At 44.1% G+C, this 14,557-nt stretch carries 14 protein-coding genes; 12 read left to right on the forward strand and 2 right to left on the reverse strand.

The genetic code is table 11. The features are described from left to right. Positions 1–185: 185 nt before the first annotated feature. Genes ACIFQN_RS07500 through ACIFQN_RS07515 form a run of 4 tightly spaced genes read left to right on the forward strand, consistent with a single transcriptional unit; the run spans position 186 to position 4,320 of the window. A complete protein-coding gene (locus ACIFQN_RS07500; RefSeq protein ID WP_429832403.1) occupies positions 186–1,211 on the forward strand; it encodes a sugar-binding transcriptional regulator in 1,026 nt (341 codons plus the stop codon). An 11-nt stretch (positions 1,212–1,222) separates the two neighbouring features. Next, positions 1,223–2,218, forward strand: a complete 996-nt coding sequence (locus ACIFQN_RS07505; RefSeq protein WP_429832404.1) for a 2-hydroxyacid dehydrogenase — start codon at positions 1,223–1,225, stop codon at positions 2,216–2,218. A 14-nt stretch (positions 2,219–2,232) separates the two neighbouring features. Next, positions 2,233–3,669, forward strand: a complete 1,437-nt coding sequence (locus tag ACIFQN_RS07510; protein ID WP_429832405.1) for an FGGY-family carbohydrate kinase — start codon at positions 2,233–2,235, stop codon at positions 3,667–3,669. Between the two features lie 21 nt (positions 3,670–3,690). Continuing rightward, entirely contained in the window at positions 3,691–4,320 is a 630-nt protein-coding gene (locus ACIFQN_RS07515; protein ID WP_429832406.1) for a class II aldolase/adducin family protein, read from the forward strand. A gap of 346 nt (positions 4,321–4,666) precedes the next feature. On the opposite strand, the gene ACIFQN_RS07520 is transcribed toward ACIFQN_RS07515, so the two are convergent. Then, complete coding sequence (locus tag ACIFQN_RS07520) at positions 4,667–5,680, reverse strand: hypothetical protein (RefSeq protein ID WP_429832407.1); 1,014 nt, start codon at positions 5,678–5,680, stop codon at positions 4,667–4,669. A 445-nt stretch (positions 5,681–6,125) separates the two neighbouring features. Further along, a complete protein-coding gene (locus ACIFQN_RS07525) occupies positions 6,126–6,551 on the reverse strand; it encodes an SgcJ/EcaC family oxidoreductase (protein WP_429832408.1) in 426 nt (141 codons plus the stop codon). A gap of 150 nt (positions 6,552–6,701) precedes the next feature. Here ACIFQN_RS07525 and ACIFQN_RS07530 point away from each other — a divergent pair, with 150 nt between their 5' ends. The 8 genes from ACIFQN_RS07530 (at position 6,702) to ACIFQN_RS07565 (ending at position 14,494) form a co-directional block, all read left to right on the forward strand. Further along, positions 6,702–7,193, forward strand: coding sequence for a MarR family winged helix-turn-helix transcriptional regulator (locus tag ACIFQN_RS07530; protein ID WP_429832409.1), 492 nt, complete (start codon positions 6,702–6,704; stop codon positions 7,191–7,193). A gap of 85 nt (positions 7,194–7,278) precedes the next feature. After that, positions 7,279–9,480, forward strand: a complete 2,202-nt coding sequence (locus tag ACIFQN_RS07535) for a DNA topoisomerase III (protein WP_429832410.1) — start codon at positions 7,279–7,281, stop codon at positions 9,478–9,480. A 351-nt stretch (positions 9,481–9,831) separates the two neighbouring features. After that, positions 9,832–11,046, forward strand: a complete 1,215-nt coding sequence (locus tag ACIFQN_RS07540) for a metallophosphoesterase (protein ID WP_429832411.1) — start codon at positions 9,832–9,834, stop codon at positions 11,044–11,046. An 80-nt stretch (positions 11,047–11,126) separates the two neighbouring features. After that, the gene (locus ACIFQN_RS07545) at positions 11,127–11,357 is read left to right on the forward strand and encodes a twin-arginine translocase TatA/TatE family subunit (protein WP_429832412.1); all 231 of its coding nucleotides are present in this window, start codon (positions 11,127–11,129) and stop codon (positions 11,355–11,357) included. Between the two features lie 270 nt (positions 11,358–11,627). Then, a complete protein-coding gene (locus tag ACIFQN_RS07550) occupies positions 11,628–11,957 on the forward strand; it encodes a hypothetical protein (RefSeq protein ID WP_429832413.1) in 330 nt (109 codons plus the stop codon). A gap of 113 nt (positions 11,958–12,070) precedes the next feature. Next, positions 12,071–12,412, forward strand: a complete 342-nt coding sequence (locus ACIFQN_RS07555; protein ID WP_429832414.1) for a zinc ribbon domain-containing protein YjdM — start codon at positions 12,071–12,073, stop codon at positions 12,410–12,412. Positions 12,413–12,648: 236 nt separating this feature from the next. After that, positions 12,649–13,362 (forward strand): GntR family transcriptional regulator, encoded by a 714-nt coding sequence (locus tag ACIFQN_RS07560; RefSeq protein WP_429832415.1) that lies wholly within the window; start codon positions 12,649–12,651, stop codon positions 13,360–13,362. 340 nt (positions 13,363–13,702) lie between these two features. Then, positions 13,703–14,494, forward strand: coding sequence for a transporter substrate-binding domain-containing protein (locus ACIFQN_RS07565; protein ID WP_429832416.1), 792 nt, complete (start codon positions 13,703–13,705; stop codon positions 14,492–14,494). The last annotated feature ends 63 nt before the right edge of the window (positions 14,495–14,557 follow it).

A 14,557-nucleotide genomic window follows, 5' to 3' on the forward strand; every position in this document is an offset into this window, starting at 1 on the left:
TAATACTTGGTGAGGAACGTTTTTTTGTACAGGCCTCCTTCCGTGAAGTAAATCGCTTATACCATTTTGGACATTTGCTCAAAATTAGATATAATGTCTATAGGTGGATTTTAGCAAGGGGATTGTAGAATATCAAATATTTTTTGATAACTCTTAAAAAATGACAATAAAATTGGGGTTTTTAGTTGTGGTTTGCTGTTTCCCAAAACACAATGATGGTTGCAAACAGATTATTGGTATGTATAATGGAGGATGAAAATATGAGAAAAAGTATCGAAAATGAACAAATGTCCGAGAGGAGTTTTTTGGAGAGAATTGCCAAGATGTACTATGTCCTTGGTTTAACCCAAAAAGAGATTGCAGAACAATTGGACATCGGCAGGTCTTCAGTTGCTCGTTTTTTAAACGAAGCAAGGGAGGAGGGAATTGTACAATTCCATATTCAGTCAAAGACAGATAACGCAAGAAAAAGCGATTTAGAAGCGAAACTGGTCATGCAGTATAAATTAAAAGATGCCGTCGTAGTAAAACGGCATCAGGGATACTCTTTTGAAACAACTGTAGTGAATTATTTAAACAGCATTTTACCTTTTCAAGGTTCGGTAGGATTAAGCTGGGGAAGAACCATGTATTCTGTGGGTCAAGTCATGCACTTGTGCGAACCGCGACCTCAATTAAAGCTGGTTCAGCTATGTGGGAGTGCGGGAACAAAGGAAAACGAAATCCCGGCCTCGTCCCTTATCCAAACCTGGGCGTATGCGATAGATGCTAAACCATTCTTTTTGCCTGCTCCCACCATTGTGGAGAGTAAGGAGATCAGAGATGTTTTGTTGAGGGACGAAAATATTAGGAATAGTTATCAAGAAATCCGCAATGTGGATATTGCAATTGTGGGTATTGGGAATACCGAACCCGAGTCAACTATCGTAAGCTCAAACTTTGTCAAAGGATTGACGAGTGAAAAGCTTAAACATAAGAGCGTAGGGGATGTAAATCTGCATTTTTTCAATGAAAACGGGGATTTCACGATGCCTGAAATTTCCGAGAGGGTGATTGGCGCCTCACCCCTGGATTTTATGAGAATTCCTACCAGAGTCGGAATGGCGTACGGCGAGAATAAGAGACATGCCATTTTAGGCGCATTAAAGGGGCGGATCGTCAATATTTTATTGACCGATGAGGAGACTGCTCACTTGCTGGTAGAAGAATAGGAGATGTATAAATGAATATCTTAGTGACTGCTCCTTACAACAAAGAGTGCCTGCAGCAGTTGAAAGAGGAATTTGGCGAAGTCAAACATTTATCCTGGAAGGAACACGGGAGAGAGTTTTTTGAAGAGGAATTATTAGCGTTATTAAAAGAGACTGATGCTGATGGACTGATCACAGAATTGGACGACGTGACGAAAAAAGTGATTGCCGGCCATCCCAAGTTAAAATTCATTGGGGTATGCAGAGCGAACCCTGTCAATGTGGATGTGGACGCAGCTTCTAATCAGGGAATCCCGGTATTTCACACACCTGCCCGCAATGCCCAGGCGGTTGCAGAATTGTTTATTGGCAACGTCATTTCATTTATGAGGCATACCATTCCAAGCACGAAATGGTTAGAGGAGGAAAATTGGGAAGGCGAATCATTTAGTGCCTACCTGAACTTTAAAGGGAATGAACTGGCGGGGAAAACAGTCGGATTTGTGGGATTCGGGGCAGTTCCACAAAAAATTGCCAACATGATCAAACACTTTCCTTGCGCCATCCAGTATTACGATCCGTTTATTGAGGCCGAGTCCGTCGGTTACAAGCGGCTTGGCTTAGAAGAAATATTTGAACAAAGTGATATCGTTTCTATCCATTTGCCAGTAAATGATCAGACAAAAGGAATGATTTCCGCAGATTTGTTAAATCGGATGAAACGAGAAGCGATCTTTGTCAATACGGCACGGGCTGCCGTTGTTGACAATGAAAGTCTGTTGAACTTGTTGAAAAGCAATCAAATCAGAGGCGCCATCCTGGACGTGTTTGATCAAGAGCCACCTAGCCAGCGCGATTATGAGATGATTCAACTGCCGAATGTTTTGGCAACTCCCCATACCGCAGGAGCCAGCTATGAAGTGGAAGATCATCACTCTGTCATTATGAATGAAAGCTTGATTAAGTGGGTGAAACACCAAAGCCAGCAAAACATTTTCAACAGGAGATTATTAGCTCCCAATCAATAGGGGTGAAATCCGTTATGAAAAAAGGGTACCTAATTGTTGACATAAGCACGGGGAACGCCTCTGTCGGGGTAGCTTCGATTTTTGGTGAAGTGTTGGCATTGGAGAGTTCGGTCATCCAGTACCAAAAAGACGCTGATTTTCCCGACAACCACTTTTTTCAATCACAGCAAATGTGGGAAGACACCGTTCAGTTAATGAAACAGGTGCTGAAAAAAACAGCTGATGTAGAGATTTTGGCGATCTCATCCACAAGCCAAAGACAAGGAATTGTCTTGTTGGACAGTCAAGGTCATTCATTAATTGGATTCCCGAATATTGACAACCGCGGATTAGAGTGGGAGAGCGACATCAAGGATTTCGAAAAGGTATACGGACTTACAGGCCGCTGGATCAGTACACTTTTTTCGGCCCTGAAACTACGTGGCGTAAAGGAAAGGCAGCATCATATCTGGGAAAAAACAGCTGCCTTTACGAGTATCAGTGACTGGATTGGATACGAGTGCACCGGAAATCTCGTGTATGAGCCGTCACAGGCCTCGGAAACATCTTTATTTGATGTAGGTCAAGGCAAGTGGTCAAAAGAGCTTTGCCATCTGTATGGCATTGAATACGACTGGTTGCCTGAAATCAGGGAGAGCGGATCCGTACTAGGGAAAATCAAGCCCGAGCTGGCGAAAGAACTGCAGCTTTCACCAGAGACGTTATTTATTGTCGGCGGGGCGGATACGCAACTGGCGGTCAAAGGAACACAGCCTGAAGTAGGCGATATTGTCATAGTTTCCGGCACCACTACGCCGATCATAAAAGTCGTGGACAGCTATACAGTGGACCATTCGGCGCGCTGCTGGGGAAATCGCTACGTCGACCCCAATAAATTTGTGATCGAGACAAATGCGGGCGTATCAGGTCTGAACTACCAACGCTTGAAGAAAGTCTTTTTCCCTGATAAAGACTACGCCGAAATCGAAGACGAAGTGCTAAAACTACAAAACCCCACTTGTGTGGCTTCTTTTGGAACACTGGTGTTTGACAAAAACCTTCCTTTGTCAAAAGGAGGCTTCTTGTTAGACGCACCGGCACATCAGGACCTGACAGCCGCAGATTTTGTTTTTGCCATCGTTTTTGATATCGCTTGTTCCATTAAGCACAATTTTGACGTGCTATTGGACATTTCCCCCAGCGAAAAGAACTTTGTTTTGGGGTGCGGCGGAGGTTTTCAAGGAAAAGTTTTGCCCCAGCTGCTGGCAAATTTATTGCAAAAGGAAATTCGCATTAAGCAAGAGTATATGCAAGCCTCTATAGCCGGCAGTGTCATCATTTGCAATGAAGCTCTGCAAATAGAGAATCCGTGCAAATCCGTACTGCAAACCTTTGCACCTACGAACAATGAACATTTGCACACCTTGTATCAAAAATGGAGCGCGTTTAGAAGCAAGATAAACGAACGATAGAAATGGATCGGGAGTGATCACATGCAGGTAAAAAAAGACATCGTTCATTATGCAAAAATGTTGGAGAAAAATGGTCTGGTAGTTGGAACAGCAGGGAATATCAGCGTAAAAATAGGCGATACGATGTATATTACGCCATCCGCACTGCCGTATGAGGAAATGGAAGAACAGGACATTTTGGAAGTTGACCTTGTATCTGGGGACGTTATCGCAGGCAAGCGGAAGCCTTCATCCGAAACGCCGATGCACAGTTATATCTACAAGCACAACAGCAGAATCAAAGCGATTGTTCACACACATTCGACTTACGCGACAATGTTTGCCTGCGCCCATCTTCCGATTCCAATCGTCCATTATACGGCGGCGGATATCGGCAATGAAATTGCAGTAGCGCCGTATGCACGATATGGATCGGAGGAGCTCGCCCTGCACGCGGTAAATACCTTGGGTGACAACAACGGTGTGCTATTGGCCAATCATGGCGTGATTGCCGTTGGGGAGACGTTAAAGGACGCTTTCAGACGGGCAGAAGCCATCGAAGAGGTTGCCCACCTGGCGTATGGAGCCCACCAGTTAAACAGTGTCAAACCGCTTGGCCCCAAAGATTTGGCCGAAGCAGTGGAAGGCTTTAAAACATATGTCAGCGGCTGAGCTTTGATCGCTTTGACAAAAGTGCCCCCACGGGAATTATTCTACTAAGGGTACAGGCAAATGTAGTGGCCGCCTAAAAACCGTGTCAGTACAGTTTGGGGGTTGTAACAGATTGCAGGGGGCAGTCCGTTGCAGCCCCTGTTTTATTGGGCCGAAATCGTCTTCGTTATTTGTAGTATGTATCCGTTTGATTTTCTTGCATGAGGTCATGTTTATTCGCGAAGGAACGATTCAGACCATATGAAAAAGGAAAGCCTTACTGTAAATAGCAGCAAGCCGGCCTTATAGGTCGGCTTGTTTTTTAGCTTTTGATATCCACAAAATCCCCACCACACATGGCAGAGATTTAATCTATACTATAAACGAAATCTACTATACTACGATGATCCTTTGGAAGCTTATCATTTTCAAATACATTACTCACATTCTTTTTCACCATATCATAATAAAAAAGACCGTATTGATTATTGTAATCCATTCCTAAAATAAACAAACCTTCTGCATGATCCCTCGGGTAAAAAGACTTTACTTCTTTAATACCTGGAACATCAAAGTCTATTACCTCTTTACTGTCTATGTTCAACATTTTCAATGTTCGGGGCTCAGACGAACCCATATGAGGATCGGTTGTCATTAAAATTCTATTTGCATCAAGTTGCCGAGTAAGTCTGATTTCAAATTGGTCTGTATGGTATATCGGCTCGTAATTTCCAAGATTGACATCCATCAAATATAAAGTCTTGGGTCTGATATGGGTAACCGCCACAACATTATAGCTTCTCATGACAGAATCGGAAGTGGTGAGGCTCAGTAATTTTTTCGTAGAATAGTTATAGGACAATGATTGGTACCACGTATCATCGTCATTTGGATTCAGATAAGTAAACTGCTTCGTCTTCAGATCAAAAATGGCGGGTTGTGTAACCGTTGCATATTGCGGTGCAACATTTACAAACATTTTATCATCTACGATAAACATATCATTAAAAAGAAACTTACCTGAGGTTAATTGTTTGCTAGCAGAAGTTTGTAAATCATATTCATACAAATTATCAGACTCGTCACCGCTGATACTATTGCTAAAATACGCTTTGTTGTTTCGAATATCTGCAAAAGCTACGGGATATCCAGCATCTATCGGAATTTTAAATAACTCCGCCATTTTATTATCCGCAATCGAATAACGGAACAATACTAAAGAAACCCCGTCATTATCATTTTCTCCATTATTATAAGCTGTAGCTGTTATATGCAAATATTCCTTTAACTCTCTTTTGGTGTTTATTTCATGTTTTATAGCAAAAAAAGATATTAGAATGGCAAATACAAGGCTACCAAGCGTTATCCATTTCTTTTTCATGACCAAAGTACCCCTAAACAAAAAAATTCCCCATCGCCTTCTACAAGCTGGCTATCTGCTCCCCACGGAATTAAAGCGAAATGATGTGCATGTCCTAACGAGGTTAGCGTCTGATTGCTTACCCTTTTCAAATAGCAGCAATTGATTGGAAAAAACCATTATAAAATGGTTGTATTTGGTAATAAAAGATACTTACATTTAACATTAAATTGAATGAGATATCAATCCGAATTTCCCTTTACAAGAAATTAATTAGATGCAACTGCATCGCTGATGACTATCTATTGAAACAAACATATGTCAGCAAAGCAGATAAATCTTACGTCATTCTCGGTGTAAGGTTTTTTTTTCGTGAAAAAATACTCTGTCTTCTAAAAAAACAAGCCTTTCCCAGATCAGGAAAGGGACCAGCGAATGGTTTGGAGATGCTACGAGCTGCGATCGACTAACGGTTTCTCCCCGGGATTTCCTGGATGCGACAATTATGGAAAGCGGTCAGCTTCCATTCCCCGTTTTGTTTCACAATCACATTCGTATTAATCGATCCTCTGTCGTTCGTATTCTGGGAAGGATCAGCCAATCGGACTTCCCCGGTGGCATGAACAATGGCCACATCGGATGCAATAAAGCGCGGTCGAAGTTCGGTAGAAACACTAGATTCCATAACGGAGCCTTTCAGCGGACCGTTGAATAGCCATTGATGGACGTCTGCGATTTGCTTCCTGCCTTTTAGATGCTGCCCCATAAATGTCACGTAATCGGCATCCTCCGTAAAGCAGTCGCCATAAGCTGTTCCATCGCCGCGATTCCAAGAGTCGCTTAACTTTGTAAATAAGGCGTGGATGTCCTTCAGATCTTCTTGATTTGCCATGAGAATCGATCCTTTCATAGTGAAATGGTTTGGCTGTGCTTGCGCGCTGTGTTATACTGTTAAAGATAAAATCTTAATTCATAAAGCATCTTTGTAAGTTTAATATCTTGATTAATTAAGGTATTTTGATCATAAGCCGGAGGTTTCCTTATGTCAAGAGACGATTTTCCATCTGTATTTCAAGACCTCACTGCATCTCAGCAGGCTTTGCTCCAAGAATTGCGCCAAAACAGTGCACGTGCTGTTATGTTTCATCAACTCATTTCTGAAAAATTGGGCCTCAATGCGACAGATCACAAATGCCTGGATTTCCTGAATCGTACGGGTCCGGTAACAGCCGGCCAACTGTCTCAATTAACAGGTTTGACAACAGGAGCAGTTACAAGTGTGATCGACCGCTTGGAAGAGGCAGGGTATGTAGTGCGAGACAAGGATCCCAACGATCGAAGACGTGTTGTCGTCAAAGCAGCACCAGAAAACGCGACCCAAATATCTACCTTGTTCGATTCTGTCATGCAATCCACGCTCAAGCTTATGTCGCAATACAGCGAGCAGGAGATGCTTGTGATTCTTGCGTTTATCAGGCAGTTGAATGAAATGACGCTCGCTGAGATGAACAAAATGAAAAAAAGCGGTGCGTAGCGATATCGTGCAAACTACCCCTTGATCGTTTTTTTTGTTTAGAATGGAACTATTGATCGTTAGATGGTTTGAAAGGGTGTCATAGATGAGTAAAACACTTGTACTGGCGGAAAAGCCTTCCGTTGGGCGGGACATAGCGAAAGTATTGCAGTGTCAGAAAAAAGGGAACGGTTTTTTTGAAGGAGAGAAATATATTGTGACGTGGGCTCTGGGGCATCTCGTCACGTTGGCAGATCCTGAAGCGTACGGGCAGCAATACAGCTCGTGGAAAATCGAGGATTTGCCGATTATGCCGTCTCCACTTCGATTGGTTGTTATCAAGGAAAGCAATAAGCAGTTTCACACCGTAAAACAACAGATGAAGCGAAACGATGTAAAAGAGATCGTGATTGCGACCGATGCAGGGCGAGAAGGAGAGCTTGTCGCTCGCTGGATTATCGAAATGGCTCATGTAAACAAGCCGATCAAGCGTCTCTGGATATCTTCTGTCACCGACAAAGCGATCAGGGAGGGCTTCCGTAATCTGAAAGACGGCAAGGCATACGAGAATCTGTTTGCCTCCGCTGCGGCTCGTGCAGAGGCTGATTGGCTGGTAGGGATTAATGCTACCCGTGCTCTGACGTGCAAGCATAATGCTCAGCTATCGTGCGGTCGCGTCCAGACTCCTACACTGGCAATCGTTGCAGGCAGAGAAGAAGAGATTCGGCGCTTCACACCCAAGCCATTTTACGGATTGAGCGCCGTGGCACAGGGACCGATCCAGCTACAATGGCAGGATCAGCGGACAAAGGATGTTAGAACCTTTTCCAAGGAGAAGGCCGATCAGCTTTTGGCGTCGCTCAAACAGGAAAAAAGCGCTGAAGTCATCGAGGTTGCCAAGGCTCACAAAAAGAAGTTTGCCCCACAGCTATACGATTTGACCGAGCTGCAAAGGGATGCCAACAGACTGTTTGGCTATTCGGCAAAAGAGACGCTTTCCATCATGCAAGGTCTCTATGAGCACCACAAGGTAGTGACATACCCGCGGACCGATTCCCGCTATCTTTCTGCCGATATCGTAGAAACGCTGCCAGATAGGATCAAGGCTGTGCAGATGAAGCCGTATGCGCCATTCGCTGCCAAGCTGCTGCGCTCTCCGATCAAAGCAAACAAATCCTTCGTCGACGACAGCAAGGTGTCCGACCACCATGCGATCATCCCGACAGAGCAATCTGTTTTTCTAGGGGATCTGAACGATCGGGAACGAAAGATATTTGATCTCGTGGTGAAGCGCTTCCTAGCTGTTCTGTTGCCTGCCTTTGAATTTGAGCAAACGACGATTCAGGTAAAAGTAGGATCGGAGCTGTTCATCGCCAGAGGCAAAACCGTCCTCGCGCAAGGCTGGAGGGAAGTGTACGACCACGATGTGGAGGAAGACGACACAAAAGATGGCGTAACAGAGCAGTTACTGCCTACGATTACAAAAGGAGATCGTCTATCCCTCATATCCGTGTCCCAAACCAATGGGGAGACGAAGCCGCCAGAGCCTTTCACGGAAGCAAGTCTCTTGACGGCAATGGAAAACCCGGCGAAATATATGGCCAGCGAGAGTAAAGAGCTGATCAAAACCATTGGAGAGACGGGCGGACTCGGCACTGTGGCGACCCGAGCTGATGTTATTGAGAAGCTATTTAACAGCTTCCTTTTCGAGAAGCGAGGAAAGCATATTTTCGTCACGGCAAAAGGAAAGCAGCTGCTGGAGCTTGTTCCTGATGAAATGCAGTCGCCAACACTGACTGCACAGTGGGAGCAGAAGCTCGGTGCAATCGCCAAAGGGAGCTTGAATAAGCAGACGTTCATCGGTGAAATGAAAACCTACGCAAAAGCGGTTGTCCACGAAATCAAAAACAGCGACAAGACATTCAGGCATGATAATCTGACGAGAAGCAGATGCCCCGAGTGCAATAAGTTTCTGCTGGAGGTCAACGGGAAGCGCGGTAAGATGATGGTCTGCCAGGATCGGGAATGTGGCTACCGAAAAGGTATCGCCAAGCAGACGAATGCCAGATGTCCGCAATGCCATAAAAGATTGGAGCTGCGCGGCGAGGGAGAAGGACAGACCTTCGTTTGCGTTTGTGGGCATCGGGAGAAACTGAAAACGTTCCAGGAACGCAGGGACAAGGAAAAGGGCAGCAAGGTTTCGAAGAAAGAGGTAGCCAAGTATCTGAATGGGCAGGAAAAGGATACGAACGAGGGGCTAAACTCGGCGCTGAAGGACGCGCTGTCTAAGTTCAAGTTTGAAGAGTAACGAAAAGCGCTTTTTTCTAGAGTTTTTATGATCGAAAAAATTAGCTCCGCCAATCCTTTGGCGGGGCTTTAAACGATTTCGGGTCTCCCCTACCAATCCGAACCCCCGATAAACCTGCTCCACTAAAACCGCATCAGCTGATGAGGAAACATCATCTTCGAAAACGGCAGCTGTGCCTGCTAAAGCAATCACCAAGGAAACCCCATTACTATGAATAACAAGTTCTTAATAAAAGATACACGATGTGTTTATTGTTGGTTAAAGTTTGGTTTATATAATCACAAATAGTAAAACCCGAAAAACTCTCAACAAATCACACAAAAATTTCCAAAAGACGAAGGAGGGTATTTTATGAGTAACCAAGATTCACAAAAAGGGTTGAACAGACGGGATTTCATGAAACTTGGAGGAGCGACTACACTTGCATTAACACTTGGATCCGCTGGAATTCCAGCTGATTTATTAGTCAACACAGCCCATGCTGAAGCAAAAGACAATTTCAAGCTTCAATTTAATTCGGATGGAAAGTTCAAGGTCGTACAGTTTAACGATACACAAGATGATGAACGTATCGATCGCCGAACTGTGGAGCTCATGGAAAAAGTGCTTGATGATGAGAAGCCCGATTTTGTTGTGCTTAACGGGGACAATATTACCGGAGGCTGTGATACACCTCTTGAAATGAGACAGGCCATCAACAATGTTGCCCAACCGATGGAACAAAGGGGTATAAAGTGGGCCATTACTTACGGAAATCACGATGAAGATTCTACCCCGAATAGCGGCCTTGATGAGAAAGACATGCTCGAAATCTATATGTCTTATAAATACAATTTGAATACGCCCGGGGTGAAAGGCATTACCGGGACTGGTAACATGAACCTGCTTATTCAGAATTCCAAGAAAAAGAAGGCGGCTTTCAACCTCTGGCTGCTTGACAGCGGAAGGTATGCGCCAAAAAAAATTGCCGATCAGGATTTTAAAGGATATCCTACTTGGGATTGGCTACGTTTTGATCAAGTAAGTTGGTATTATGAGACCTCCAAGAAGCTAGAGAAGCAGTTCGACTATAAGGTTCCCTCACTCATGTTCATTCATATCCCTCTCTGGGAGCACAGATTTATGTGGTACGCAAGCGTAGATGGTCGGACGGATGATCACCATGCAAATGCCGTGAAAAAGCATAATATTGTAGGAGAGAGAAACGAAACCGAGTCCGTCGGCCCGATCAACAGCGGCATGTTTTCGGCAATGCTGGAGAGAGGCGATGTCAAGGGCGTCTTTTGTGGCCATGACCATGTGAATACCTACGTAGGTAATTATTATGGGATCTTGCTTGGCTATGCCGGTAACACCGGATTCGGTACCTACGGCCTTGAAGGAGAAGAAAGGAATAGGCTGCGTGGCGCCAGAATATTCAATCTAGATGAAAATACAGATGACGTTCTCGTAGAAACCCACATGGTTTTTGCTAAGGACTATGGCATCGACTTAACAGCTGATGACCAAAGTATTGATCCCGCACCATTAGAGGAAGACAAGAAAAAAGAAAAAGTGAAAAGATAAGGTGTTCTTTAGGAAGACTTCCCTACTTCCATAACTCGATTTTGGGAATACAAAAATTCACTGAAGGGATTGAAACGTACATGCTATCAAGCATTGGGATACCAGGTTTGATTTTGATCCTAGTTATCGCTCTAGTGATTTTTGGTCCATCCAAGCTGCCAGAGATTGGGCGGGCGTTCGGGCGCACGCTGACGGAATTCAAGTCGGCAGCCAAAGACCTGACCAAGGAAGACGAAGAGGATAAAAAAGACAAACAGGCGTTTGAGAACTCCTCCCGCAGCAACGAAGAGAACGTAAAGCGAGTCAATTGAACAAGTCATATTGGGAGGTGGTGCGCTCGTTCGCACTACCTTTTTCTCTGTTCTTTAGGAAAGTAGGAGGGTAGTTTACCATGAACCAAGAAATGAATCTTACGCCGCCTGATCTCGTGTCCGATGAAGTGGTCATCGTGCCCCTGGGTTGCCCTATACGAGCTTTCCATCACGATTTCTCGCATCATCCATCGTAAACGATCCGAAGAGGCAGCGCTGACAGCCTGATCATGTGTTCCGGAAATCGGACAGATAAACCAGCAGTTTCAGATGGAGGCTAAGCAGAAGATCGCGAAAATAGCCGCAGAGTTAGTACAGGATGGCGATACCATCGTAATGGGGGTCGGAACGACGATTCTGGAATTCGCGAGGGCCATTCGCGGCCGATGTAAACTGACTGAATGCCTCATATCGAAGAAAATGATCAAAGTATCGAAGGAAGTAATAGTATTAGCGGATCAGTCCAAAATCGGAATCGAGGCCTTTGGTAAGATTGTGCCGTTAGAGAAAATAAGTGTCATTTTATGTGATGAAGATGCCCCTCAAGCCTGGGTATCTAAGCTTGGTGAAGATATTGTGTGGATGACAGCAGGAAAGTAACAGCAAACAATGGAAACTGTCCGAAGTCCTAACGGGACAAATGATGACTAGGAAAATTGTAAAATAAATCGTATATGTTAAAATTAGCAATAACGGATGGAGGAATAGAAATCATGTCTACTTTGCCAAACTGCCCAAAATGTAATTCGGAATACACGTACGAACAAGAAAGCTCCCTGGTTTGCCCTGAATGTGGTCATGAGTGGACCTTACAAGCAGATACCGACAAGAGTGGAGATCAAAAGATTGTTAAAGATGCAAATGGAAATATCCTAAACGATGGAGACACTGTTTCCGTAATCAAGGACCTTAAAGTAAAAGGCTCTTCCTCGGTCTTGAAAATAGGGACAAAAGTTAAAAACATCCGGTTGGTTGATGGGGATCATGATATTGATTGTAAAATAGATGGCTTTGGAGCGATGAAGCTAAAATCAGAGTTTGTGAAAAAGATATAAGGGGAATATTCGGCGGATGCCTTAATGGTCATGTAGGAAATGACTTTTGGACATCCACCTTTTTATGGATAGCCCTGATTTTCCGTACTTGTTGATGGTCAAATTCGTTCATTCAGGTACAAGTTTGACTCCTTTCACCGATATAGTTATAATACTAAGTACTGCTTATTGCGCGGCCAACGTATCAGATGCTGGTAGCATGTAGGAGTAAAATGTATGTATAGGGGGGTAGAACGATGAATCATGCGAAGCCAGCATATCAAGTGATTTACGATACTATCCAAGAGAAAATTATGGACACAACCTATCCGATCGGGAGTTTGTTGCCTTCTGAAATGGAATTGGAAAAACGTTTTAAAGTAAGCCGTACACCTGTCAGACAGGCTCTAAAGCAGCTTGAAAATGACGGATATATTTATCGGGTGCAAGGGAAGGGCTCATTTGTAGCGAATCTGAAGCCAAAAGAAACATGGACGCTGATGTCTGGTTTCCGCAATCATTATTCGACCGAGTGGGAGAAAATCTCCGCACGAACAATTGAGCAAAAGAAAGTGGTAAAACCACCGTATTCCAGCCTTTTAGGCTTGGGAGAACACGAAGAGCTGATCTATCTTTCACGGATTCGCTATTTGAACGGCAAACCGATTATTTACATGGAACACTATATTCGCCCGATCGTCCCGCTTGCGGTATTTGAGGAGAACGACACCTTTTCTTCCGTGCAGCAGCTGTTGAAGGACAAAGCAGATATCGATTATATAGAGGTGGAGGATGAAATAGAAGCAGTCATAGCTGATCCCTATATTGCTGGAGCCTTGCAACTGCCCAACGCCTCGGCACTGCTGAGGGGAACGCGTATTTGCTACATGGAGAACAAAACGCCAATTGAAGTGAATGTGTTTAATATTAATACGGATACATGGAAATATATCGCTCATTATAAATTCTAGTCATAAGTAAATGTAAACAACAACCAAAGCGCAGCCCTTTTCAGTGGACATGGGATGGATGGATCATGCCCCTAAGTCCCTTGCCAAGGGTTTTTTGCCGTTTTCGTTATATACATCAGGGTCAAAATGACGGAGAACAAACAATGAATACTTAGTATTATATTTGGTTGACAAGTGTTTGTTACATAAGTTAATATCTAACCATTCAATAAGATTAAAAACTTTTGAGTTTTCAATTTTCTTACAGTGGGGTGAATGGGAAAAAACAGTGTAGTCAAGTGATCATCGGGTGTTTGCGTGCGCTCTGCAGGAAACTATCAGAAGAAGGGGTTTGATCATATTGAAAAAAATAAAAAGATTCTCTGTGTTAGCTGCTGCAACTGGTCTTCTAGCTCTTGCGCTTGCGGGTTGTGGTTCAAACAGTGCAACGGACGGGCAGGCAAGCAGTTCAGGAGGTACCAAGGTTTCTGTAGCCGCATTAAACAACTATCCACCACTCACCTATAAAAAAGACGGGCAACTGGTAGGTTTTGAAATCGATTTGTTGACAGCGATTGCAAAGATTGAAAAACTGGAGCCCGAATACAAGGAAATGAAATTCGACGGTTTTATCCCCGCTTTGCAGGCGAAGCAGGTAGATCTCGCGACATCTGTACTCATACGTGAAGAACGCAAGCAAGTCGTTGATTTCACTGATACGTACCTGACTTCCGGGCTAGTGCTTGTGGTCAAAAATGACAGTGATATAAAGAGCTATGAGGATTTGAAAGGCCGCACAATTGTAGCAACTCAAGGGTCTACGACGTTGGTAACGGCCAAGGAACTGGCTGAAAAATACGGGGCAACCACAAGCCCGTTGAAAGAGACAGATGCCGTCTATCTCGCTGTAGAAACCGGAAATGCTGATGCGCTTGTCATGAACTCTCCAACGAATGATTACCGAATGAAGCTTGACGGTGACAACCAAAAATTCCGGGTTGTCGGAGATTACTTGACCACAGATGAAAGCGCTTTTGCGATCACCAAAGGAAATGAAGAGCTCAAAAACAAGCTGAATGAGGGCTTGAAGAAGCTGAAAGAAAATGGCGAGTACGACAAAATCTATGAAGCATGGTTTGGGGCAAAACCTTAAGTGACAGCAATGAAAGGATGTGTTTTGGGACACGCCTTCATTACAGAAAAAAAGGAGGTTCTG

Source organism: Brevibacillus sp. NRS-1366, assembly GCF_050467985.1.

Excerpts from the sequence above, each read along its gene's own strand:
- ACIFQN_RS07505 (WP_429832404.1), top strand. The coding sequence starts at position 1,223 with ATGAATATCTTAGTGACTGCTCCTTACAACAAAGAGTGCCTGCAGCAG.
- ACIFQN_RS07510 (WP_429832405.1), top strand. The coding sequence starts at position 2,233 with ATGAAAAAAGGGTACCTAATTGTTGACATAAGCACGGGGAACGCCTCT.
- ACIFQN_RS07515 (WP_429832406.1), top strand. The coding sequence starts at position 3,691 with ATGCAGGTAAAAAAAGACATCGTTCATTATGCAAAAATGTTGGAGAAA.
- ACIFQN_RS07520 (WP_429832407.1), bottom strand. The coding sequence starts at position 5,680 with ATGAAAAAGAAATGGATAACGCTTGGTAGCCTTGTATTTGCCATTCTA.
- ACIFQN_RS07525 (WP_429832408.1), bottom strand. The coding sequence starts at position 6,551 with ATGGCAAATCAAGAAGATCTGAAGGACATCCACGCCTTATTTACAAAG.
- ACIFQN_RS07530 (WP_429832409.1), top strand. The coding sequence starts at position 6,702 with ATGTCAAGAGACGATTTTCCATCTGTATTTCAAGACCTCACTGCATCT.
- ACIFQN_RS07535 (WP_429832410.1), top strand. The coding sequence starts at position 7,279 with ATGAGTAAAACACTTGTACTGGCGGAAAAGCCTTCCGTTGGGCGGGAC.
- ACIFQN_RS07540 (WP_429832411.1), top strand. The coding sequence starts at position 9,832 with ATGAGTAACCAAGATTCACAAAAAGGGTTGAACAGACGGGATTTCATG.
- ACIFQN_RS07545 (WP_429832412.1), top strand. The coding sequence starts at position 11,127 with ATGCTATCAAGCATTGGGATACCAGGTTTGATTTTGATCCTAGTTATC.
- ACIFQN_RS07550 (WP_429832413.1), top strand. The coding sequence starts at position 11,628 with ATGGAGGCTAAGCAGAAGATCGCGAAAATAGCCGCAGAGTTAGTACAG.
- ACIFQN_RS07555 (WP_429832414.1), top strand. The coding sequence starts at position 12,071 with ATGTCTACTTTGCCAAACTGCCCAAAATGTAATTCGGAATACACGTAC.
- ACIFQN_RS07560 (WP_429832415.1), top strand. The coding sequence starts at position 12,649 with ATGAATCATGCGAAGCCAGCATATCAAGTGATTTACGATACTATCCAA.